Origin of the sequence: Mesorhizobium sp. J428 (genome assembly GCF_024699925.1) — a bacterium.
In the GTDB taxonomy this organism is placed as follows: domain Bacteria; phylum Pseudomonadota; class Alphaproteobacteria; order Rhizobiales; family Rhizobiaceae; genus Mesorhizobium_A.
On sequence record NZ_JAJOMX010000001.1, the window covers coordinates 4,799,581 to 4,821,044 of the forward strand.

At 64.9% G+C, this 21,464-nt stretch carries 23 protein-coding genes and 1 pseudogene; 18 read left to right on the plus strand and 6 right to left on the minus strand.

Annotated elements, in window-relative coordinates; genetic code table 11:
* The first annotated feature begins 41 nt into the window (after positions 1 to 41).
* Positions 42 to 986 carry a 5'-methylthioadenosine/S-adenosylhomocysteine nucleosidase gene (locus tag LRS09_RS24130; RefSeq protein ID WP_257809556.1) on the plus strand — a complete coding sequence of 315 codons (945 nt, stop codon included), beginning with the start codon at positions 42 to 44 and terminating at the stop codon, positions 984 to 986.
* 178 nt (positions 987 to 1,164) lie between these two features.
* The gene (locus LRS09_RS24135) at positions 1,165 to 1,668 is read left to right on the plus strand and encodes a GyrI-like domain-containing protein (RefSeq protein ID WP_257809558.1); all 504 of its coding nucleotides are present in this window, start codon (positions 1,165 to 1,167) and stop codon (positions 1,666 to 1,668) included.
* A gap of 14 nt (positions 1,669 to 1,682) precedes the next feature.
* Here the strand turns inward: LRS09_RS24135 and LRS09_RS24140 are convergent, their stop codons facing one another.
* Together LRS09_RS24140 and LRS09_RS24145 are read right to left on the minus strand one after the other, a co-directional pair.
* Entirely contained in the window at positions 1,683 to 2,312 is a 630-nt protein-coding gene (locus LRS09_RS24140; RefSeq protein WP_085465402.1) for a MarC family protein, read from the minus strand.
* A 23-nt stretch (positions 2,313 to 2,335) separates the two neighbouring features.
* Positions 2,336 to 3,319 (minus strand): CPBP family intramembrane glutamic endopeptidase, encoded by a 984-nt coding sequence (locus tag LRS09_RS24145; RefSeq protein WP_257809559.1) that lies wholly within the window; start codon positions 3,317 to 3,319, stop codon positions 2,336 to 2,338.
* A 251-nt stretch (positions 3,320 to 3,570) separates the two neighbouring features.
* Between LRS09_RS24145 and gyrA the strand changes: the two genes are divergently transcribed.
* On the plus strand, positions 3,571 to 6,342 hold the full coding sequence (gene gyrA, locus LRS09_RS24150; protein ID WP_257809560.1) for a DNA gyrase subunit A: 2,772 nt from the start codon (positions 3,571 to 3,573) through the stop codon (positions 6,340 to 6,342).
* 126 nt (positions 6,343 to 6,468) lie between these two features.
* Here gyrA and LRS09_RS24155 read toward each other — a convergent pair whose 3' ends face one another.
* Positions 6,469 to 6,606, minus strand: coding sequence for a hypothetical protein (locus LRS09_RS24155; protein ID WP_257809561.1), 138 nt, complete (start codon positions 6,604 to 6,606; stop codon positions 6,469 to 6,471).
* Between the two features lie 176 nt (positions 6,607 to 6,782).
* Here LRS09_RS24155 and coaD point away from each other — a divergent pair.
* The 7 genes and pseudogenes from coaD to tgt all read left to right on the plus strand — a co-directional run bounded on the left by coaD (position 6,783) and on the right by tgt (position 11,236).
* Positions 6,783 to 7,282 (plus strand): annotated as a pseudogene (gene coaD, locus LRS09_RS24160) (pantetheine-phosphate adenylyltransferase).
* 18 nt (positions 7,283 to 7,300) lie between these two features.
* Positions 7,301 to 7,879, plus strand: coding sequence for a peptidylprolyl isomerase (locus tag LRS09_RS24165; protein WP_374684879.1), 579 nt, complete (start codon positions 7,301 to 7,303; stop codon positions 7,877 to 7,879).
* Positions 7,880 to 7,897: 18 nt separating this feature from the next.
* On the plus strand, positions 7,898 to 8,374 hold the full coding sequence (locus tag LRS09_RS24170; protein ID WP_257809563.1) for a peptidylprolyl isomerase: 477 nt from the start codon (positions 7,898 to 7,900) through the stop codon (positions 8,372 to 8,374).
* Between the two features lie 2 nt (positions 8,375 to 8,376).
* Positions 8,377 to 8,766 (plus strand): hypothetical protein, encoded by a 390-nt coding sequence (locus LRS09_RS24175; protein ID WP_257809564.1) that lies wholly within the window; start codon positions 8,377 to 8,379, stop codon positions 8,764 to 8,766.
* The gene (gene queA, locus LRS09_RS24180) at positions 8,763 to 9,845 is read left to right on the plus strand and encodes a tRNA preQ1(34) S-adenosylmethionine ribosyltransferase-isomerase QueA (protein WP_257809565.1); all 1,083 of its coding nucleotides are present in this window, start codon (positions 8,763 to 8,765) and stop codon (positions 9,843 to 9,845) included. The genes LRS09_RS24175 and queA overlap by 4 nt, the downstream gene beginning before the upstream one ends.
* A complete protein-coding gene (locus LRS09_RS24185; RefSeq protein WP_257809567.1) occupies positions 9,838 to 10,107 on the plus strand; it encodes a hypothetical protein in 270 nt (89 codons plus the stop codon). Before queA ends, LRS09_RS24185 begins: the two co-directional genes overlap by 8 nt.
* Positions 10,100 to 11,236 (plus strand): tRNA guanosine(34) transglycosylase Tgt, encoded by a 1,137-nt coding sequence (gene tgt, locus LRS09_RS24190; RefSeq protein WP_257809568.1) that lies wholly within the window; start codon positions 10,100 to 10,102, stop codon positions 11,234 to 11,236. The genes LRS09_RS24185 and tgt overlap by 8 nt, the downstream gene beginning before the upstream one ends.
* Here the strand turns inward: tgt and LRS09_RS24195 are convergent.
* On the minus strand, positions 11,226 to 11,639 hold the full coding sequence (locus tag LRS09_RS24195) for a DUF4864 domain-containing protein (protein WP_257809569.1): 414 nt from the start codon (positions 11,637 to 11,639) through the stop codon (positions 11,226 to 11,228). The genes tgt and LRS09_RS24195 overlap by 11 nt on opposite strands.
* 163 nt (positions 11,640 to 11,802) lie before the next feature.
* On the opposite strand from LRS09_RS24195, the gene LRS09_RS24200 reads away from it, so the two are divergent.
* From LRS09_RS24200 to glpK, 8 genes are all read left to right on the plus strand, one after another.
* A complete protein-coding gene (locus LRS09_RS24200) occupies positions 11,803 to 12,039 on the plus strand; it encodes an Lrp/AsnC ligand binding domain-containing protein (RefSeq protein ID WP_257809570.1) in 237 nt (78 codons plus the stop codon).
* A gap of 171 nt (positions 12,040 to 12,210) precedes the next feature.
* Positions 12,211 to 13,623 carry a circularly permuted type 2 ATP-grasp protein gene (locus LRS09_RS24205; protein ID WP_257809572.1) on the plus strand — a complete coding sequence of 471 codons (1,413 nt, stop codon included), beginning with the start codon at positions 12,211 to 12,213 and terminating at the stop codon, positions 13,621 to 13,623.
* Between the two features lie 60 nt (positions 13,624 to 13,683).
* Positions 13,684 to 14,625 carry an alpha-E domain-containing protein gene (locus tag LRS09_RS24210; protein ID WP_257809573.1) on the plus strand — a complete coding sequence of 314 codons (942 nt, stop codon included), beginning with the start codon at positions 13,684 to 13,686 and terminating at the stop codon, positions 14,623 to 14,625.
* A 4-nt stretch (positions 14,626 to 14,629) separates the two neighbouring features.
* The gene (locus LRS09_RS24215) at positions 14,630 to 15,418 is read left to right on the plus strand and encodes a transglutaminase family protein (RefSeq protein ID WP_257809574.1); all 789 of its coding nucleotides are present in this window, start codon (positions 14,630 to 14,632) and stop codon (positions 15,416 to 15,418) included.
* Between the two features lie 30 nt (positions 15,419 to 15,448).
* Positions 15,449 to 16,183: a proteasome-type protease gene (locus LRS09_RS24220; protein ID WP_257809575.1), complete on the plus strand. Its 735-nt coding sequence runs from the start codon at positions 15,449 to 15,451 to the stop codon at positions 16,181 to 16,183.
* Positions 16,184 to 16,187: 4 nt separating this feature from the next.
* A complete protein-coding gene (locus LRS09_RS24225) occupies positions 16,188 to 17,603 on the plus strand; it encodes a pyridoxal-dependent decarboxylase (protein ID WP_257809576.1) in 1,416 nt (471 codons plus the stop codon).
* A gap of 59 nt (positions 17,604 to 17,662) precedes the next feature.
* Positions 17,663 to 18,427, plus strand: coding sequence for a DeoR/GlpR family DNA-binding transcription regulator (locus LRS09_RS24230; RefSeq protein WP_257809577.1), 765 nt, complete (start codon positions 17,663 to 17,665; stop codon positions 18,425 to 18,427).
* A 163-nt stretch (positions 18,428 to 18,590) separates the two neighbouring features.
* Entirely contained in the window at positions 18,591 to 20,081 is a 1,491-nt protein-coding gene (glpK, locus tag LRS09_RS24235; protein WP_257809578.1) for a glycerol kinase GlpK, read from the plus strand.
* A 59-nt stretch (positions 20,082 to 20,140) separates the two neighbouring features.
* On the opposite strand, the gene LRS09_RS24240 is transcribed toward glpK, so the two are convergent.
* On the minus strand, positions 20,141 to 20,698 hold the full coding sequence (locus tag LRS09_RS24240; protein ID WP_374684932.1) for a BA14K family protein: 558 nt from the start codon (positions 20,696 to 20,698) through the stop codon (positions 20,141 to 20,143).
* A gap of 228 nt (positions 20,699 to 20,926) precedes the next feature.
* A complete protein-coding gene (locus LRS09_RS24245; RefSeq protein WP_257809580.1) occupies positions 20,927 to 21,412 on the minus strand; it encodes a hypothetical protein in 486 nt (161 codons plus the stop codon).
* Positions 21,413 to 21,464: the final 52 nt, after the last annotated feature.

The window sequence follows — 21,464 nt, forward strand, 5'->3', positions numbered from 1 at the left end:
GCCTCGCGGAGGGGACGGCTTTTGAGCAAAGGATCGATCGCATGCATTCTTCCGCCCGTTTCCCCGGATTCCTTCCCGCCATGGCGGCAGGCCTGAGCGGACTCATGATGCTGGCGGCACCGCTCGGCGCCGTCGCCGCGGAGCTTCTTGACCCCAAGCCGCGCATTGCGGTCGTCTCAGCGTTCGAGCCGGAATGGCAGGTGCTGAAGTCGGAACTGGCGGAGGCCAGCGAGTATCGGGTCAATGGGCGCAGCTTCATTACCGGAAAGCTCGCCGGCAAGGACGTGGTGCTGTTCCTGAGCGGCATCAGCATGGTCAACGCCGCGATGAACACGCAGATCGCGCTCGACCGCTTCTCGCTCTCGGCAGTCACATTCTCCGGCATCGCCGGCGGCGTCGACCCCACGCTGCATATCGGCGACGTCGTCATTGCCGACCAGTGGAGCCAGTACCTGGAGGCGGTGTTCGCCCGCGAGACGCCAGAAGGTTTTGCCATTCCGCCATGGATGGAGGAGCAGGGCATTGCCGGCTACGGCATGATCGTGCCGCGTTCGGTCAACGTCACTCGCGAGAATGCATCGGGCGAGGAAGAGCGTTTCTGGTTCCCGAGTGACCCCGGCTTGCTCGACGCGGCACGTGAAGTGGCGGCGAAACTCGACCTGGCGGACTGCGTCGAGGAGAACAAGTGCCTCACCGCGAAGCCGAAGATCGTCGTCGGCGGCAACGGAGTGTCCGGCCAAGCCTTCGTCGACAACGCAAAATTCCGTGAATATGTGCTTGCGACCTTCGGGGCGAAGGTGCTGGACATGGAAAGCGCGGCCGTCGCGCATGTCGCCTATTCGAACGGCGTGCCGTTCCTCGCCGTGCGCAGTCTGTCCGACCTGGCCGGCGGAAGCGAGGGCGCCAACGAGATGGCGACGTTTATGGGGCTGGCCTCGAAGAATTCCGCGGCCGTGGTCAAGGCGATCCTGCAGGAAATGCCATGAAAGCGCAGCTGAAATGAATCGACGACCGGACCTTGCCGGGCGAGACGGGCTCCGGCGTCCCCGATTTCGGCCAGATTGGCCCGTCGGACTGCCGCTCGCACGCAGCGGTCCCGGCGGGCGGGGCTCCTCGCGTGACCACGACGCTGACATCCCCTTCGAGCGGGTAGGTTGAGGACAGATGTGCCGCTGGTGCGAAGGTCCGGTCCTCGGGCTCGACGGTTTCGGCATCGAGCGGCGCGAGGATGCACGCCTTGCCGGGTTGCGCTGGACCGGCAGCCATGCGGACGCGGTCGCGGGTGGATTGGCCGAGGCGCTGACGCGTCTGCGCGGGCGCATCCTCGAAGAGGCGGCGTTCACGCCCGGGCCGGTGGTGGTCGTGACGCTGGCAGGGCAAGGCGATGAGGTGAGGTGCTTCGCCGGCGCGAAGCTGACGCAGGATGCGTCGACGCCCGCGGGGCTGGAGGAGTTCGCGGTCGAGGGGGCGGATTACGCGGTCGCAAGCCATCACCGCTCCGACGGCGAGGTACTCGATCGCTATGCGGCGATGCTTGACTGGTTCCGCGCCGAGCGACTTATCCGCGACCGTTCGGAAATCCAGCACCGCGAGGAATATCCGTTGCATGCGGACTTTTGGCGGCCCGAGACGATGAGGCTGATGGTGCCGGTGAAGCTGGACCACTGACCGCTTGATCGGACTTACGCCGCCATCAGTGCCTTGATGCCGTCGGCCACGAACTGCACCGCGAGCGCGGCCAGGATCACGCCGAGGAGGCGGGTCAGGATCGAGCGGCCGGTCTGGCCGAGGAAGCCGTCGATGCGCTCGGCGAGGAAGAAGACGAGCCAGGTCAGCACGATGCCGGCGAGCAGGATCAGGAGCAGCGCGACCTGCCCGTAGAGCGTCGGGAACGAGCCTGAGAGCAGCACCGTGGCCGAGATCGCGCCAGGGCCCGCGATCAGCGGGATCGCGAGCGGAAAGGCGGCGATATTGTGGATGTGGTCGCGCGTGATTGCGACGTCGGCGCTCTTCTCCTTGCGGTCGTTGCGGCGCTCGAAGATCATCTCGAAGGCGATGAAGAACAGGAGCAGGCCGCCCGCGACGCGGAAGGCCGGCAGCGTTATGCCGAACATGTTCAGGATGGCGGCGCCCGCCACCGCGAAGACGGCGAGCACGATGAAGCCGATCACCGAGGCGCGCAGCGCTACCTGGCTGCGCTCCGACCTGTTCATACCGCGCGTCAGCGCCAGGAACAGTGGCGCCAGCCCCGGCGGGTCGATCGTCACCAGCACCGTCACGAAGGCGTTGAACAGGCTCTCGATGGTCGGCATGGCGTCCCCTCCGCGCCGCCATGCTACTCCACGGACACCGGAGCGCAACCTGCTTCCGGCCGCCGGCCGACCCTGAGCGGCGAGCGGCGGTGGAGGAGCAGAAGCAGGACGAGCAAGCAGGACAGAACCTCCATGCCGACCACGAGCGCGGCCTCGCTGACAGTCCAGCGCGGATCCGACAGGGCGGGGTAGAGATAGAGCGCGAATTCATCGTCGTTGCCCTGGGGCGAGAAGACGAGGAAGGCGAAGAGATTGTTCACGACATGATACCCCATCGCCGCGCCGAGATTGCCGGTGGCGACGACGAGAACGGTCGCCGCAACCGCGAACAGGGAGACGGAGCCGAAGATCGCCAGCAGCATGTGGGTCTGCACCTCCGGGTCCCAATGCGCGATCGTAAAGACGAGCAACGGGATCGCCGCCCAGACGAGCGGGCTCGTGAACCGGTTGGCGAGCAGTTGCATGAGATAGCCGCGGAAGACCGCTTCCTCGGCCGATGCCTGCAATGCGATCAGTCCCGCGACCGGCAGCAGGTAAACCAGCCAGTCGGCAAGCGGCAACGAAGAGCGGGCAACCGGCAGATCCGGCGAATCTGGACTGACAAGTATCGAGAGGCCGAAGGCGAGGCAGCCGGCGAGAACCGCCTTCAGGCCGTCCCGGACGTCGATTCGCCGGTCGGTTCCGAGGACGCTCGACAGTCGCCGCCGGTGCACGATGCGCAGCACGGCCCAGACCACCCCCCACAGAACTCCCAGGGTAACGAACAGCGTGGCTGTTCCAGCGCGCCCGGTAAAGACAGTCTGAAGACGATCAGAGATCGATCCGTACGACTGCACGTACCAGGCGCCGATAATCGCAGACGCGGCGAATAGGACGAAGACCGTGGTGACGATCCACAGGGCCACTGTCAGCGCCACGCCGATCACGATGGACGGCACACCCCATCGGCCCTCCCTCGCGAGGGCGACATACCGCCGGAAGGGCGATGCGGTTTCGATCGGCGGCATTCCCGGCTCCGGTGCGGTTCACGCTGCCCAGAAAGCCGAATCGCTGCCGCAAATTCAAGGCGCGGCGCGGCATAGCGGCCGATTGCGGCTGCGAAATGCAGGCCCGGAATTAGCAGCCGCTTCGTCATTCATGCCTATCCATTTGAAAAGACAGCATGAATAACCCACAGCGACACGGCTGCGGTATTTGGAAAACCACCCTTCGTTCTTATATAATGCAGGTAAGATTCTGCCAGAAAGCGTGATCCGAATTGAGTGACCTGACCAAGCCGCCGCGGGGCGACGAGCCGGACGGCATCGAGCCCGTCTCCATCATCGAGGAGATGCAGCGCAGCTATCTCGACTATGCGATGAGCGTGATCGTCAGCCGCGCGCTGCCGGACGTGCGCGACGGCATGAAACCGGTGCATCGCCGCATCATCTACGCCTCGCATGAGAGCGGCTACCACTGGAACCGCAAGCACGTGAAGTCGGCCCGTCCGGTGTCGGACGTGATGGGTAAGTATCACCCGCACGGCGACGCCTCGATCTACGATGCGCTGGTGCGCATGGCGCAGGACTGGTCGCTGCGCGTGCCGCTGATCGACGGACAGGGCAATTTCGGCTCGATCGACGGCGATCCGCCGGCTGCGATGCGTTACACCGAGGCGCGCCTGACCAAGGTGGCGCACGAGCTGATCGAGGATATCGACAAGGACACGGTCGATTTCCAGGACAACTATGACGGCTCCGATTCCGAGCCGAAGGTGTTGCCGGCGCGTTTCCCGAACCTTTTGGTCAACGGCGCGGGCGGCATCGCGGTCGGCATGGCGACCAACATCCCGCCGCACAACCTCGCCGAGATCTGCAACGGCGCGATCGCCCTGATCGACAATCCGGCGATGGAACTGCCGGACCTGATGGAGATCATCCCGGGCCCGGACTTTCCGACCGGAGGCATCATTCTTGGGCGCTCCGGCATCTATAACGCCTATTCGACCGGCCGCGGCTCGGTGCAGATGCGCGGCAGGGTGCAGATCGAGCAGCGCGCCAACGACCGCGAGGCGATCATCGTCGACCAGGTTCCCTACCAGGTGAACAAATCCTCGATGATCGAGAAGATGGCCGAGCTGGTGCGCGAGAAGCGCATCGAGGGCATTTCCGACATCCGCGACGAGAGCGACCGGCAGGGCTACCGCGTAGTGATCGAGCTGAAGCGCGACGCGAACGCCGAGGTGATCCTCAACCAGCTCTACCGCTACACGCCGCTGCAGACGTCGTTCGGCGTCAACGCGGTCGCGCTGAACGGCGGCAAGCCGGAGCTGATGACGCTCATCGATATGCTGAAGGCGTTCAACCAGTTCCGCGAGGAAGTGGTGAGCCGGCGGACGAAATTCCTGCTGCGCAAGGCGCGCGACCGGGCGCATGTTCTGGTGGGCCTCGCGATCGCCGTTGCCAACATCGACGAGGTGATCAAGCTGATCCGCACCGCGCCCGATCCGCAGACCGCGCGCGAGCAGCTGATGACGCGCCGCTGGCCGGCGCGGGACGTGGAATCGCTGATCATGCTGATCGACGACCCGCGCCACCGCATCAACGAGGATGGCACCTACAATCTCTCCGAGGAGCAGGCGCGCGCCATCCTCGAACTGCGGCTGGCGCGCCTCACCGCGCTCGGCCGCGACGAGATCGCAGACGAACTGAACCAGATCGGCGCCGAGATCACCGACCTCCTCGACATCCTCGCATCCCGCGCGCGCATCCGGGCCATCGTCAAGGACGAGCTGGCGGCCGTGCGCGACGAGTTCGGCACGCCGCGGCGCACAGAGATCGTCGACGGCGGCGCGGACATGGAGGACGAGGACCTCATCCAGCGCGAGGACATGGTCGTTACGGTCACGCATGAGGGTTACATCAAGCGCGTGCCGCTCTCGATCTATCGGGCGCAAGCGCGCGGCGGCAAGGGCCGCTCCGGCATGACGACCAAGGACGAGGATTTCGTCACCCGCCTGTTCGTCGCCAATACGCACACGCCGATCCTGTTCTTCTCCTCGCGCGGCATCGTCTACAAGGAGAAGGTGTGGCGCCTGCCGATCGGCACGCCGCAGTCCAAGGGCAAGTTCCTGCGCAACATGCTGCCGCTGGAGGAGGGCGACCGCATTACCGCGATCCTGCCGCTGCCGGACGAGAGCGAGTGGGACAAGCTCGACGTGATGTTCGCCACCACGCGCGGCACCGTGCGCCGCAACAAGCTCAGCGACTTCGCCGACGTGAAGCGCAACGGCAAGATTGCGATGAAGTTCGACGAGGAGGGCGACGCGATCCTGGCGGTCGAGACCTGCACGGAGAACGACGACGTGCTGCTGACGGCCGAGTCCGGCCAGTGCATCCGCTTTCCGGTGACCGACGTGCGCGTGTTCAAGGGGCGCGATTCGACCGGTGTCCGCGGTATCGCCATGAACGAAGGCGACCGGGCGATCTCGATGACGATCCTGGAGCATGTCGAGGCGCAGCCTTGGGAGCGCGCGGCCTACCTCAAGCGCTCCGTCGCCGAGCGCCGGCTTGCATCTGCCGAGGGCGAAGGCGAGGAGGAGGTGGTGCTGACCAATGAGGAGGTCGGCGAAGGCGGTGAACTGTCCGACGACCGCTACGAGGAACTGAGGCTGCACGAACAGTTCGTGCTGACCATGACCGAATACGGCTACGGCAAGCGCTCGTCGTCCTACGACTTCCGCGTCATCGGGCGCGGCGGCAAGGGCATCCGCGCCACAGACGTGTCGAAGGTGGACGAGATCGGACGTCTTGTCGCCGCCTTCCCGGTCGCGTCGACCGACCAGATCATGCTGGTATCCGACGGCGGCCAGGTGATCCGGGTTCCGGTCGAAGGCATCCGCTTCGCCAGCCGCGCCACCAAGGGCGTGACGGTGTTCAAAACCGCGGAAGGAGAGAAGGTCGTCTCGGTCGAGCGGATTTCCGATGCGTCTGACGACGAAGGCGAAGGCGAGGCGGAGGCACCATCACAGCCCGAAACGCCGACGGAGTGATGCGGAGGCGTTAGCTTGGTCTGCGCGTAGGATTATCATCCATTTCCTGTGATTCTCGGGCTTGCCCCGAGGATCACGGGAAGAGACGTGCAGTCAGCTTCCCGATCTGCCCTGTAGCGCGACGGCTCAGTTCGTCAGTCCGAAGGGGCGTGTGGAGCGGATGTTGCGCTCCTGGTGGGCGCGGCGGCTTTCTTCGTGGATGCCGAAGGCAGTTGCGATCAGCATGGCGATGGTCATTGCGGCGGCAAGCATCAAGATGATCATGGCGTCGTCTCCTTGACGGCAGTAACGGCCGAACGCCGTTTCGGTTTCATTGTCCTTGCATGCACATTGCCGTGATTGCCTTGAACTCCGCCTGAGCGCGGCGTTCATCCAACATTCACCTTTCTACCAACCTGGTGAATTGCCTTCCTTGAGCGGGATCAATAGAAGCTCTCGCCATGACCGAACGCATCGCCATCTATGCCGGCTCCTTTGACCCGCTCACCAACGGCCACCTCGACGTGCTGAAGGGCGCGCTCACGATTTCGGACAAGATCTTCGTGGCGATCGGCATCCAGGCGTCGAAGACGCCGGTGTTCAGCCTCGAGCAACGCGTGGCGCTGATCGAGCAGGCTGCGCGCGACGAACTGGGCGAAGACGCCGCCAAGCTGGAGGTAATCTCCTTCCAGGGGCTGCTGATCGACGCCGCACGCAAGTACGGCGCGAAGATCATGATCCGCGGGCTGCGCGACGGCACCGACCTCGACTACGAGATGCAGATGGCCGGCATGAACGAGACGATGGCGCCGGAGCTGCAGACCGTTTTCCTGCCGGCCAGCCCCTCGGTGCGTCGATTACCGCCACATTGGTCCGCCAGATCGCGTCGATGGGCGGTGACATCCGCCCCTTCGTCCCCGCGGTCGTCGCGAAAGCGCTGGCGGCCAAGTTCGGGTCCTGACCCTTCCGGAGATTTTTCATGAACAGACGCAGCTTCATGTCGGCCGTCGCCCTCGGCGCCATGCTTCTTGGACAGCCCGCGCTCGCGGCCGAGCCCGAGAACACGATGATCATCACGCTGAAGGACGGCGACGTCACCGTAGCGCTTCGGCCCGATCTTGCGCCAAAGCATGTCGAGCGGATCAAGGAGCTGGTGCGCGAGGGTGCCTACGACAACGTGGCCTTCCACCGCGTCATCGAGGGCTTCATGGCCCAGACCGGCGATGTGCAGTTCGGCGACATGAATGACGGCTTCAATCCGGACCGCGCCGGCACCGGCGGCTCCGATAAGCCGGATCTGCCGGCCGAATTCTCCTCGACGCCCTTCGTGCGCGGCGTGCTCGGCATGGCCCGCGCGCAGGACCCGAACTCGGCCAATTCGCAGTTCTTCATCATGTTCACCGAATACCCGTCGCTGAACGGCCAGTACACGGTCGTCGGCGAGGTGGAGAAGGGCATGGAACTGGTCGACAAGATCAAGCGCGGCGCGGGCGGCAACGGCGAGGTCTCCGACCCCGACCGCATGATCAAGGTCCGCATCGCGGCCGACAACAAGTAGAAAAGGAAGGAATAGCCGATGGCCGAGATCAAGGATCCGGAAAACACGATCATCATGGACACGACCAAGGGACCGGTCGTGATCGAACTCTTCCCGGACGTGGCGCCGAAGCACGTCGCCCGGATCAAGGAACTCGCCCGCGAGAAGTTCTACGACGGCGTGGTGTTCCACCGCGTCATCGAGGGCTTCATGGCCCAGGGCGGCGACCCGACCGGCACCGGCATGGGTGGCTCCAACAAGCCCAACCTGCCGGCCGAGTTCAGCAACGTCCCGCATGTGCGCGGCACCTGTTCGATGGCGCGCTCGCAGAACCCGAACTCGGCCAATTCGCAGTTCTTCATCTGCTTCGACGACGCCTCCTTCCTCAACCGCCAGTATACGGTGTGGGGGCAGGTGATCGAGGGCATGGAGAATGTCGATAAGATCAAGCGCGGCGAGCCCGTGCGCGATCCCGACTCGATCAAGACGATGCGCGTGGCCGCGGACGTCGCCTGACCATGAAGCGCGCGCTTCTCGCCGCCACTCTTGCCTCAGCCGCCTGGCCTGCCCAGGCGACCGGCGAGCTGTCGTGCGGCGGCGAGGGCGTCGGCATCGACCTGCTGGTCGGCCATGTGGACGTGCTGTCGATCGCGCGCGCGGTGATCACCATTGGCGACCAGACCTGGTCGTCGACGCCCGAATCCTACCCCGGCACGCCGATCACCGTCGGCCAGGGCTTTGAAGACGACCGCATGATGGCGGTCGACTTCACCGACGAGAACGTCAACGAGATCATCGCCCGCCTGCGCATCGTGAAGGCGGAAGAAGGCGACAGCCGCGTCGCCGGGGGCGTGTTCACCTTCAAGGGCAAGGGCGCCTTCGTCGTGGACTGTTCAGACATCCAATGAAGGTCGACCTGTTCGATTTCGACCTGCCGGAGGACCGCATCGCGCTCCGCCCGGCGGCTCCCCGCGATTCCGCCAGGCTGCTGGTCGTCAGGCCGGGCGAAGCATTCGCGGACATGACCGTGCGCGATCTTCCGGGCCTGCTGCGCCCGGGCGACGCGCTGGTGTTCAACGACACGAAGGTCATCCCGGCCCAGTTGTCCGGTCTGCGGCGGCGCGGGGAGGCGAGTGCGCGCGTCGACGCCACCTTGCACATGCGGGTCGGCCCCGACGCCTGGCGCGCCTTCCTGCGACCGGCCAAGCGTGTCGTGGTCGGCGACCGCATCGCCTTCGGTCACACCGAGAACATCTGCCTGATGGGCGCGCTCGACGCGACGGTGGAGGAAAAGGGCGACGGCGGGGAGGTGCTGCTGCGCTTCGACTTCTCGGATGCTGCGCTGGACGAGGCGCTGCACACGGTCGGTCACATCCCACTACCGCCCTATATCGCCTCGAAGCGGTCGGAAGACGAGCGCGACCGGGCCGACTATCAGACCATCTATGCCGAGGAGGAGGGTGCGGTGGCGGCGCCCACCGCCGGCCTGCACTTCACGCCGGATCTGTTTGCTGCGCTCGACGCGGCGGGCATCGAGCGGCATTTCGTGACCTTGCATGTGGGGGCTGGCACCTTTCTGCCGGTGAAGGCTGACGACACGGCGGATCACAAGATGCATGCCGAGGTTGGACGCGTCTCGACCGCGACGGCGTCGGCGCTGAACGCGGTGAAGGCGCGGGGAGGGCGCATCGTCTGCGTCGGCACGACCTCGCTGCGGCTGCTGGAAAGTGCGGCCGACGAGAACGGAAGGCTGTCGGCCTGGACCGGTCCGACCGACATCTTCATCACCCCGGGCTACCGCTTCCGCTTCGTCGACGTGCTGATGACGAACTTTCATCTGCCGCGCTCGACGCTGTTCATGCTGGTGTCGGCCTTTTCGGGGCTGGAGACGATGCGGGCGGCATATGCGCATGCGATTGCGAGCGGCTACCGGTTCTACTCGTATGGCGATGCGGGGCTGTTGTTCAGGGAGGATCAACATGGATGACGATATTGAACGCATGGACCGTGACCAGTTGATCGCGGAAGTGCGCAAGCTGCGTGCCGGCATCCGAAAGCACCGTGACTCGACTGGCCACGAGTTGTGCTGGCACCACCCGGACCTGTGGGACCTTCTGCCCGAACGGACGGAACCGTCGATTGCGGTGCCGCCCTGGCCGAAATTCATGCGCGGCTGCATCCAGTATCGCAATTCGCTCGACCGTCAGGCGCCCGATGCGCCGGTTCACGACAGGGAATTCGGTGAGTAAGTCGTTCACATTCACCCTCCACGCCACCGACGGTGCGGCCCGCACCGGCGAGATTTCGATGCCGCGCGGCACGATCGCGACGCCGGCTTTCATGCCAGTCGGCACTGGCGGCACGGTGAAGGCCATGTACATGGACCAGGTGCGCGGTGCGGGCGCCGACATCATCCTCGGCAACACCTATCACCTGATGCTGCGGCCGAGCGCGGAGCGCGTCGCGCGGCTTGGGGGCTTGCACGAATTCGCGCGCTGGCCGTGGCCGATCCTCACCGACAGCGGCGGCTTCCAGGTCATGTCGCTGGCGCAACTCAGGAAGCTGACCGAGGACGGCGTGACCTTCCGCTCGCATATCGACGGCTCGTCCTGGCACATGAGCCCGGAGCGGTCGATCGAGATCCAGGGACTGCTCGATTCCGACATCCAGATGCAGCTCGACGAGTGCGTGGCGTTGCCGGCCAAGAGACAGGAGATCGAGCGGGCGATGGAACTGTCGCTGCGCTGGGCCGACCGTTGCAAGGCAGCCTTCGGCGACCAGCCGGGCAAGGCGATGTTCGGTATCGTGCAGGGTGGCGACGACGCGGACCTTCGCGTGCGCTCGGCGCAGGCGCTGAAGGCGCTGAAGCTGAAGGGTTATGCCGTCGGCGGGCTGGCGGTGGGCGAGCCGCAGGAGGTGATGCTTGCCATGCTGGAGGCGACCTGTCCCGAACTGCCGCACGAGAAGCCGCGCTACCTGATGGGAGTCGGCACGCCGGACGATATCGTCAAATCGGTGGCGCGCGGCATCGACATGTTCGACTGCGTGATGCCGACGAGGGCCGGACGGCACGGTCTCGCCTACACGCGTCGCGGCAAGATCAACCTGCGCAATGCGCGCCATGCCGATGATCCGAGGCCGCTGGACGAAGAGAGCGACTGTCCCGCCGCGCGCGACTACAGCCGCGCCTACCTGCATCACCTGATCAAGTCGGGCGAGGCGCTGGGCGGGATGCTGCTGACCTGGAACAATATCTCCTACTATCAGGACCTGATGCGCGGCCTGCGCGGCGCGATCCGCGAAAGCCGCTTTGCCGTCCATGCGGCGGCCGTGACCGAGGGCTGGGCGAAGGGGGACATCGCGCCGGTCACGTGCTGAGCGCGTTGGACGCGCGCAGGCTGCAGCCGGTGATCTTGTGGGTTCCGTCGGGCTGCAGTTCGAGCGTGTAGACGGCTTCATATTCCTTGCCGTCGGGGCCGAGGATCAGCACCTGCTGGACGATCGAGGTCGGGCTCATCTCCTCCACCTTGCCGAAGGAATAGGTCTTCGGCCGCCGCACCGGCGCGTAGCCGTCGGTGACCATGCCCATGAAGGCCTCGACCGTCGGGAAGATGCGCTTGATGTTCGGTGCGGCGTAGCCGTAGGCGGCAGGCCCGTCGTCCGCGAGGAAGGCCTTCAGCTGGCCGTCGATGGCCGACTGCGCCGAGCGCACTTCGGCTTCTCCCGCAACGACGGGCAGGGCGGACAGGAGGCAAAGGACTGCGGCAAGGACGATGCGCATGGCTGGACTCCCGGTGCCGGCGGTCGATCACGGCCGGGCCTTCTCCAATATACGCCGGAAATCGCGTCGCAGTTTCACAACATGCGCGGGAACGGCTCGCTCGCCTTGAAACCGCGCATCCTTCCTGCGAGAGTCAGGCTGCGCAACAGGAGAGGCGGTCGGAATGCAGGCGTTGTTCGTCCAGGTCAAATGCGATCTCGGCAAGTCCTACGAGGTCGCGGCCGCCATCGCCGACAAGGAGATCGCCTCGGAGATTTACTCCACGGCGGGCCAGTGGGACCTGCTGGTCAAGTTCTACATCGAGGACGGCATCGACATCGGCCATTTCGTCAATGAGCAGGTCCATTCCGTCGCCGGAATCAGGGACACGCTGACGATCATGACCTTCCGCGCCTTCTGAGCGGAATTGCGTCGCCCGCTTTGCGATCACCTCCGCGCCCAGCAAACAAGCACCGTGCCGCCGCGCTGGGCAAAATCCGACTTTGGCGGTGCTTTGTGCATCTGACGCGCGATTGCGCTTGCAATTCCGAAATCCGCCCGATGAAATGAGCGTACAGGGGAGTAATGCCGATTGGTTGCGTTCGATGAAATGCGTCCCGACGGTTCGGGAGTCCGGAAACCGTATGCGGGATATGAGCAGTGGCTCCTTAAACAGGATCCGGCGCGCCTGACGGAGAAGATGGGCGACGCCGAGCGGGTCTTCCGCAAGACCGGCATCACCTTCGCCGTCTATGGACACGAGGATGCGTCCGAAAAGCTGATCCCCTTCGACATCGTGCCGCGCATCTTGTCCGGTCAGGAATGGCGCAGGCTGACCCAGGGCATCGAGCAGCGCGTCGTGGCGCTGAACGCCTTCCTCGACGACATCTACCACCGCCAGGAAATCCTGAAAGCCGGGCGCATCCCCAAGCACCTGATCGCCGGCAACGAGGCGTTCCTGCCGGAGATGATCGGGGTCAGGCCGCCGGCCGGCGTCTACACCCACATCATCGGCGTCGACATCGTGCGCACGGGCGAAAATGAGTTCTACGTGCTGGAGGACAACGCCCGCACGCCCTCGGGCGTCTCCTACATGCTGGAAAACCGCGAGACGATGATGCAGCTCTTCCCCGAGCTGTTCCAGCACGTGAAGGTACGGCCGGTCGAGAACTATCCGCAACTCTTGCGCCAGTCGCTGGCCAATGTGAAGCCGGAAAGCTGCAAGGGCACGCCGACGATCGCGGTGTTGACGCCCGGCATCTTCAACTCGGCCTATTTCGAGCATGCCTTCCTCGCCGACCAGATGGGCGTGGAGCTGGTGGAGGGTTCGGACCTGCGCGTGGTCGACGGCCATATCGCGATGCGCACGACGCAGGGCTACAAGCCGATCGACGTGCTCTACCGCCGCGTCGATGACGCGTTCCTTGACCCGATGACCTTCCGGCCGGACTCGGCTCTCGGCGTGCCGGGCATCATGGATGTCTACCGCGCCGGCAAGATCACCATCGCCAACGCGCCGGGCACCGGCATCGCCGACGACAAGGCGATCTACTCCTACATGCCGGAGATCATCGAGTTCTACACCGGCCGCAAGGCGATCCTCGGCAACATCCCGACCTGGCGCTGCTCGGAGCCTGACAGCCTGAAATATGTGCAGGAGCACATCGCCGAACTGGTGATCAAGGAAGTGCACGGCTCCGGCGGCTACGGCATGCTGGTCGGCCCGACGGCCTCGAAGAAGGAGCGCGAAGCGTTCGCGGCCAAGCTTGCGGCGAAGCCCGGAAACTACATCGCCCAGCCGACGCTGGCGCTGTCGACCTGCCCGATCCTCGTCGAAGGCGGCCTGGCGCCGCGACATGTGGATCTTAGGCCTTATGTGCTGGTGTCGGATAAGATTCAGATCGTGCCGGGCGGACTGACGCGCGTTGCTCTCAAGGAGGGTTCGCTGGTCGTCAACTCATCCCAAGGGGGAGGAACCAAAGACACCTGGGTCCTGGATGACTAGCGCCATGACCGACCGTCGCTCTCCAAACTCCCCATCCACCACTCTCCATTCGCCGGTCAATTGATGCTCGGACGCAACGCCAACGGCCTCTACTGGATGAACCGCTACATCGAGCGGGCGGAGAACATGGCGCGGCTGGTCGATGCGGGGCTGCGGCTTGCGCTGACGAGCACGGCGAGCTCGACCGACGAATGGACCTCGGTCGTCGTCTCGGCCGGCGTCGAGTTTGCCTTCCTTCAGAAGCACACCGAATTCACGGCGGACACCGTCGCGGATTTCCTGCTGCGCGACGCGTCCAATCCGTCGAGCGTGATGTCGGCCATCGAGACGGCCCGCAACAACGGCCGCATGGTGCGCACGGCACTGACGCGCGAGACCTGGGAGGCGATCAACGAGGCGTGGATGTCGATGAAGCGGCTGCTCAAGGCGCCGATCGACGAACGCGACCTGCCGCGCATCCTCGACCAGATCAAGCGCGAGACCGCCTTCATCCGCGGCTCGTTCTACGGCACGATGCTGCGCAACGAGATATTCGACTTCAGCCAGATCGGCACCTTCGTCGAGCGTGCCGACAACACGGCGCGGATCCTCGACGTGAAATACTATGTGCTGTTGCCGTCGGTGTCCTGGGTTGGATCTTCGCTCGACAACTACCAGTGGGAATCGATTCTTCGCTCGGTCGCGGCGCACCGCTCCTATCGCTGGGTCTACGAGGCGGAGTACAAGCCGACCAACATCGCCGACTTCCTCATCCTCAACGGACGCATGCCGCGCTCGCTCGCCTTCTGTTACCGCAACATCGCGGAAAGCCTGAGCTTTCTGGCGACGGAATACGGCAATCGTTTCGGTTGCCACGACACCGTCGAAACCACACTGGCCAAGCTGAGGGTCGGATCGATCAAGGACATCTTCGATCGCGGCCTGCACGAGTTTCTGGTCGAGTTCATCAGCGACAACAACAGGCTGGGCAACCAGATCGCCGAGGAATACCGGTTCAACTGATCCCATGCGGCTGAAAATCTCCCACCGGACAGAATATGGCTACGACGCACCGCTGAGCTACGGGCTGCAGCGGCTGCGGCTGACGCCGCAGAGCGGGCGCGCGCAGACTGTGATCTCCTGGGAGATCACAGTCGACGGCGCGCGCGAGGAACTGCGATACATCGACGGGTTCGGCAACGAGACACGGCTGCTCTCGATCGACGGCGAGCCGCGCGGCGTCGCCATCACGGCAACAGGCGAGGTGCAGACCAACGACACTGCCGGCGTGACCGGCCCTCAGCGGGGCTTTGCTCCGATGTGGCTGTTCGAGGCGGAGACGCCGCTCACCGCCTCTGGCAAGAAGATCGTCGCCCTTGCCAAGGGACTGGGCGAGGGCGACGGCCTCGAACGGCTGCACCGGCTCAAGGACACGATCGCCGACCAGGTGGAATACAAGGCCGGCGCGACAACCTCCGCCACGACCGCCGAAGAGGCGCTGAAGCTTGGGGCGGGCGTGTGCCAGGACCACGCGCATGTGTTCCTCTCGGCGGCGCGGCTGATCGGCTTTCCGGCGCGCTATGTCAGCGGTTATCTGATGAAGGAAGGCGAGCAAGCGGCGAGCCACGCCTGGGCGGAAGCGCACGTGAACGGCCTCGGCTGGGTCGGCTTCGACCCGTCGAATCGCATGTCGCCGGACGAAACCTACGTTACGCTGGCGACCGGCCGCGACTATCGCGATGCCGCGCCTGTGTCGGGAATTAGGTTGGGACAGGCGCTGGAAACGCTTGCGGTTCACATTACGGTCGAGCAGTAATCCCCGACCAATCCGCTGCGGATCGATTCCATGACCTATTGCGTCGGCCTGAAGATTGATCGCGGGCTCGTGTTCATGTCCGACACGCGCACGAATGCCGGCGTCGACAACATCTCCACCTTCCGCAAGATGCATGTCTGGTCGGAGCCGGGCGAGCGCGTGATCGTGCTGCTCTCGGCCGGCAACCTCGCCACGACGCAGGCCGTGGTGAGCCTGCTCGACGAGCGCACCAAGGCGGTGGGCGAGCGAGCGCCGACACTGCTCGAGACGCCGTCGATGTTCCGAACGGCGCAGATCGTCGGCAACATCGTGCGCGACGTGATCAGCGGAACCGCGCTGGAAGGGCAGAAGGCGGAGAGCTATTTCAACGCCTCCTTCATCCTCGGCGGCCAGATCAAGGGGAGCGAGCCGCGGCTTTTCATGATCTACCCGGAAGGCAATTTCATCGAGGCCGGCGGCGACACGCCTTTCTTCCAGATCGGCGAGACCAAATACGGCAAGCCGATCATCGTGCGCGCCTACGACCCGGCGATGAGCTTCGAGGAGACGGCGAAGCTTCTGATGGTCTCCTTCGATTCGACGCTGAAGTCGAACCTGTCGGTCGGCCTGCCGCTCGACATGCTGTTCTACGAGAAGGACACGTTGCGCGTCGGCTTCCAGAAGCGGATCACCGGCGACGACCCTTACTACCGCACCGTATCCGACGGCTGGTCGAGCGCGCTGAAGGCGGCGTTCAAGAACCTGCCCGACTTTCCTATGGGATGACGCCGTGAAGGACAACGAGTTTCGCGACTGGTCGTCCAAGGCCGCCGAATGGGGCGCGGACTACCGGGCGAGACTTCGCGACCTGCCGGTCCGGGCGCAGACGAAGCCGGGCGACGTCGCAGCACAGCTAGAGCCGAGCGCGCCGGAGGCGGGTGAGCCGATGGAGGCGATCTTCGCCGACTTCGAGCGGATCGTCGTGCCCGGCATGACACACTGGCAGCATCCGCGCTTCTTCGCCTATTTCCCGGCCAATGCCGCGCCCGCCTCGGTGGTGGCCGAATACCTCGTCACGGCGATGGCGGCGCAATGCATGCTCTGGCAAACCTCGCCGGCCGCGACCGAGATGGAGACGCGCGTCGTCGACTGGCTGCGCCAGGCGCTCGGCCTGCCGCACCGCTTCACCGGCGTCATACAGGATTCGGCCTCCTCCGCCACTCTGAACGCCGTGCTGGTGATGCGCGAGCGGGCGCTGGATTGGAAGGGCAACATCGAAGGGTTGCCGGGCCTGCCGAAGTTGCGCATCTACTGCTCGGGTGAGGTGCACACCTCGATCGACCGCGCCATCTGGGTCTCGGGCATCGGCCAGGACAATCTGGTGCGGATTCCAGTGCAGGGCGAAAAGCGCTCGATGGATGTCGGCGCGCTGGACGCGGCGATCCGCAGCGATCGCGACGCCGGCTATCTTCCCGCCGGCATCATCGCCTCAGTGGGCGGCACCAGCGTCGGCGGAACCGACGATGTCGCCGGCGTGGTCGAGGTGGCGCGACGACACGGTCTCTACGTCCATGTCGATGCCGCCTGGGCGGGCTCGGCAATGATCTGCCCGGAATTCCGTCATCTGTGGGCCGGCGTGGAAGGCGCGGATTCGATCGTCTTCAATCCACACAAATGGCTCGGCGCGCAATTCGACTGCTCGGTGCAGTTCATCGCCAATCCCGACGAACTGGTGCGCACGCTCGCCATCCAGCCCGAGTTCCTCAAGACACATGGCGCCGACGGCATCATCAACTATTCGGAATGGTCGGTGCCGCTGGGTCGCCGCTTCCGCGCGTTGAAGCTGTGGTTCCTGCTGCGCGCCTACGGGCTTGAACATCTGCGCGGGATGATCCGCAACCATGTCGCCTGGTCGCGCAAAGTCGCCGACCGGCTGGCCGCGGAGCCCGATTTCGAGATCGTGACGCACCCGATGCTGTCGCTGTTCAGTTTCCGCCACCTGCCGGCAGTCGGCGGCGATCTCGACGCCCACAATTACGAACTCGTCCGCCGCATCAACGACGACGGGTGTATCTACCTCACCCAGACCAAGGTGGAGGGCAAGGTGGCGATCCGCTTCCAGGCGGGCCAGTTCGACATGTGCGAGGAGGATGCGGACACGGCCTTCGACGTGATCCGCGAGATCGCGACCGAATTGTCCGGCTGAGGCTTTCCGAGATTTTCGCTTTCCGCTAACCTGCCGCAAAACGAAAACGGGAGGAAACAGTGCTGCTCACCCCGCGCCACTCCGAAATCATCCAGCTTGCCAAGGACAAGGGCAGGGTGCTGGTCGAGGATCTCGCGGCGCATTTCCAGGTCACGCCGCAGACGATCCGCAAGGACCTGAACGACCTCTGCGACCAGCGGCTGCTGACGCGCATCCATGGTGGGGCGCTGTTCCCGTCGGGCATCGAGAACCTGCAATATGAGGCGAGGCGCAAGATCGCCGCCGACGAGAAGGATGCGATCGGCAACGCAGCGGCGCGGCTGATCCCCGACAACGCGTCGCTCTTCGTCAACATCGGCACCACGACGGAGGCGGTGTCGAAGGCGTTGCTGGACCACAAGGGCCTGATGGTCATCACCAACAACATCAATGTCGCGAACAGGATGCGGGTCTATCCGTCGATCGAGGTGGTGATCGCCGGCGGCGTAGTGCGCGGCTCCGACGGCGGAATCGTCGGTGAGGCGGCGGTGGACTTCATCCGCCAGTTCAAGGTCGACTATGCCGTCATCGGCGTCTCGGCGATCGACCATGACGGCGCGCTGCTCGACTTCGACTATCGCGAGGTGAAGGTGGCACAGGCGATCATCGCCAACACGCGCCATGTCATCCTCGTCGCCGACCGCACCAAGTTCGAACGCACCGCGCCGGTGCGGATCGGCCATCTCAACCAGGTCAACACCTTCATCACCGACCGCTGCGACATCCCCTCGGTCCGGCGGATCCTGGCCGAGGCCGAAGTCGAGCTGATCGAGACATCGGCATGAGTGTCGATTTCGTTTGACATTCGAATGAGGTTCGAAACATTTCCTTTCGGCGAATGGGTTCTCGCCGGAAGATGCCCTCGATACGGGGGCGAATGCGTTGGGAGGAGAAGATGACGTCATATCCGACGCGGCCAACGGCTGCGGAGATCGCGGCGAGGCCGGCATGAGCGGCTACGTCCTTGCGATCGACCAGGGCACGACGTCGAGCCGCACGATCGTCTTCGACGGCGAGATCAACATCGCCGCGGTCGCCCAGAGGGAATTCACGCAAATCTACCCAGCGTCTGGCTGGGTCGAGCACGATCCGGAGGAGATCTGGTCTTCCGTCGTCGCCACCCTGCGCGAGGCACTGAAGAAGGCGAAGCTGAAGGCGGCCGACATCTCGGCGATCGGCATCACCAACCAGCGCGAGACTGTGGTCGTCTGGGACAAGGCCACCGGCAAGCCGATCCACAATGCGATCGTCTGGCAGGACCGCCGCACCGCGCCGCTCTGCGCCAGGCTGAAGAAGGCCGGGCACGAGCGCCGCTTTTCCGCCAAGACCGGGCTGTTGCTCGATCCCTACTTCTCCGGCACCAAGATCGCCTGGATCCTGGACAAGGTGAAAGGCGCACGCCGGCGCGCCGAGAGGGGCGAGCTTCTGGCCGGCACGATCGACACCTTCCTGATCTGGCGGCTGACCGGCGGCAAGGTCCACGCGACCGATGCGACCAACGCCTCGCGCACGCTTCTTTACAACATCTCGACCAATGAATGGGACGACGATCTGCTGAAGCTGCTGCGGGTGCCGCGCGCTCTGCTGGCTGAGGTCAAGGACTGCGCCGACGACTACGGCCGGACGGAGAAGGCGCTGCTCGGCGGCGAGATCCCGATCCTCGGCGTCGCCGGCGACCAGCAGGCGGCGACCATCGGCCAAGCCTGTTTCGAGCCGGGCATGATGAAGTCGACCTACGGCACCGGCTGCTTCGCCATCCTCAACACCGGCCCGCAGATCGTCCGCTCGAAGAACCGCCTGCTCACCACGATCGCCTACCGGCTTAACGGCAAGACCACCTATGCGCTGGAGGGCTCGATCTTCATCGCGGGCGCCGCCGTGCAGTGGCTGCGCGATTCGTTGCGGGTGATCCAGAAGTCGGAACATTCCGGCGTCCTCGCCGCCAAGGCGGACGACAGCCAGGAGATCTATCTGGTGCCGGCCTTCGTCGGGCTCGGCGCGCCGCATTGGGATGCAGACGCCCGCGGCGCGATGTTCGGCCTCACGCGCAATTCGGGTCCCGCCGAATTCGCCCGCGCAGCGCTCGAATCGGTGGCCTACCAGACGTCAGACCTGCTTTCGGCGATGAAGCGCGACTGGAAGGGTGCCGCGGCGAAGACCGTGCTCAGGGTCGACGGCGGCATGGTCGCGTCCGACTGGACCATGCAGCGCCTCGCCGACATCCTCGACGCGCCGGTCGACCGGCCCAAAATTCTCGAGACGACGGCACTCGGAGCCGCATGGCTCGCCGGGTCGCGCGCGGGCGTGTGGCCGAAGGAAAAAGCCTTCGCGAAGCGCTGGGCGCTCGACCGCCGCTTCGAGCCGGCGATGGACGCCACGACCCGCAAGCGCAAGGTCGCCGGCTGGCACGACGCGGTGTCGCGCACACTCAGCCGCTAGAAAGCAAAACCCCGCACCTTGCGGCGCGGGGCTTTTAAGATGCTGTAGGCGTTCAGCTGTCAGCTATAGGGCGAATAGCACTGCTGGCGTGGGCCGTGGTATGGCTGGAACGTGTTGTCCCACTCGCGATACGACCGGTAGCGGTTGTAGCACCAGGCCACGTGGGCGCTGCCGCCACCGCGATAGTAACGCGGGGGAGGCGGGGGAGCCGAGTTGATCGCATTGCCGATAATCGCACCGGCGATGAACGCGCCGGCCGGGAACCACCAGCCGTCATGATAGCGATAGCCGTGGCGACGATGACGGTATCCGCGATAGCCATTGTAGTAATAGCCACCGCCGTACCAGCCATGCCGCGATCCGCCACCGCGCCAATGACGATCACCGCGCTCGCGGCGGTTGCCACCCCAGTAACGATCGTCGCCTCTGCGACGGAATTCTCCGCCGAACTGCGTCCTTCCTTCCTGCACACCACCCCATTGCACGTTGATCACGCCATTGTCAGCCGCAATACGGGGTGCCGGCAGCGGAGCCGCGTTCGCCGGCGCGAACGACGTCACCGCCATCGCGGCGGACATGGCCGCTGCACTGAGAATGCTCGCAAGCCGTTTCATGATAACCTCCTGGGTTCGAACGAGGATGTCCCTTTGCGCGCTGAACGCGCGTCTGTGAGTGTTGGTTCCACCGCAAATATGTCCGCGCCGGGGCGGACGTCGCCCTGGCATAAAAAGAAAGCCGGTCTGACGACCGGCTCTCAGTTGGGACGGGACGGGCCTGGGGGGTGGGGGACAGCCCGTCACGCCCCAACAACGTGCTGGACGGCATAGGGTTCCGTCGGTTGCGATTTATTCCTGTCCGGCCTTGCCGCTCTTGCGTGATCCGCGGCTGCGGCCCGCCACAACGCCTGCAACCGCGCCGGCGACGCTGCCGGCGATCGACGCCAAGCCGCTCGCCATATTGCTCGCGCCCGCGACCAGGGTGCCCGCCTTGCCCTTGCCATTCGAGGCTTTCGCGGTGGCTCCACCGGAACTCCTGACCCCCTTCGTTGCTGGTTTGGTTGCGACCTTGCCCGCGCGCCTGGAGGCTGCCTTGGACGATTTCGCCGAGGCGGTAGGCTTGGCCGCGCTGGACGGCTTCGCCGTCTTAGCCCCGCCGGCGGCCCTGGCTTGTTTAGGCGGCGACTTCTTTTCCGGCGCCGCGGCCTTGGCGTCTTTCGATCGCTCGGCAATCGCGGCGCCGGCGCCCGTCTTGGCTTCGAGCGGCTTTGCCGCGGACGGCTTTTTCGCTGAACTAGTCTTGCTCACGTCGTATCCCTCCGAAAGAAGCTGCAATCGCGATCAACGAGCGACACAAGAAGAAGTTCCTACGGCTTCGGGAGCCGCG

Excerpts from the sequence above, each read along its gene's own strand:
- LRS09_RS24130 (WP_257809556.1), top strand. The coding sequence starts at position 42 with ATGCATTCTTCCGCCCGTTTCCCCGGATTCCTTCCCGCCATGGCGGCA.
- LRS09_RS24135 (WP_257809558.1), top strand. The coding sequence starts at position 1,165 with ATGTGCCGCTGGTGCGAAGGTCCGGTCCTCGGGCTCGACGGTTTCGGC.
- LRS09_RS24140 (WP_085465402.1), bottom strand. The coding sequence starts at position 2,312 with ATGCCGACCATCGAGAGCCTGTTCAACGCCTTCGTGACGGTGCTGGTG.
- LRS09_RS24145 (WP_257809559.1), bottom strand. The coding sequence starts at position 3,319 with ATGCCGCCGATCGAAACCGCATCGCCCTTCCGGCGGTATGTCGCCCTC.
- LRS09_RS24155 (WP_257809561.1), bottom strand. The coding sequence starts at position 6,606 with ATGATCATCTTGATGCTTGCCGCCGCAATGACCATCGCCATGCTGATC.
- LRS09_RS24165 (WP_374684879.1), top strand. The coding sequence starts at position 7,301 with ATGAACAGACGCAGCTTCATGTCGGCCGTCGCCCTCGGCGCCATGCTT.
- LRS09_RS24170 (WP_257809563.1), top strand. The coding sequence starts at position 7,898 with ATGGCCGAGATCAAGGATCCGGAAAACACGATCATCATGGACACGACC.
- LRS09_RS24175 (WP_257809564.1), top strand. The coding sequence starts at position 8,377 with ATGAAGCGCGCGCTTCTCGCCGCCACTCTTGCCTCAGCCGCCTGGCCT.
- queA (WP_257809565.1), top strand. The coding sequence starts at position 8,763 with ATGAAGGTCGACCTGTTCGATTTCGACCTGCCGGAGGACCGCATCGCG.
- LRS09_RS24185 (WP_257809567.1), top strand. The coding sequence starts at position 9,838 with ATGGATGACGATATTGAACGCATGGACCGTGACCAGTTGATCGCGGAA.
- LRS09_RS24195 (WP_257809569.1), bottom strand. The coding sequence starts at position 11,639 with ATGCGCATCGTCCTTGCCGCAGTCCTTTGCCTCCTGTCCGCCCTGCCC.
- LRS09_RS24200 (WP_257809570.1), top strand. The coding sequence starts at position 11,803 with ATGCAGGCGTTGTTCGTCCAGGTCAAATGCGATCTCGGCAAGTCCTAC.
- LRS09_RS24215 (WP_257809574.1), top strand. The coding sequence starts at position 14,630 with ATGCGGCTGAAAATCTCCCACCGGACAGAATATGGCTACGACGCACCG.
- LRS09_RS24220 (WP_257809575.1), top strand. The coding sequence starts at position 15,449 with ATGACCTATTGCGTCGGCCTGAAGATTGATCGCGGGCTCGTGTTCATG.
- glpK (WP_257809578.1), top strand. The coding sequence starts at position 18,591 with ATGAGCGGCTACGTCCTTGCGATCGACCAGGGCACGACGTCGAGCCGC.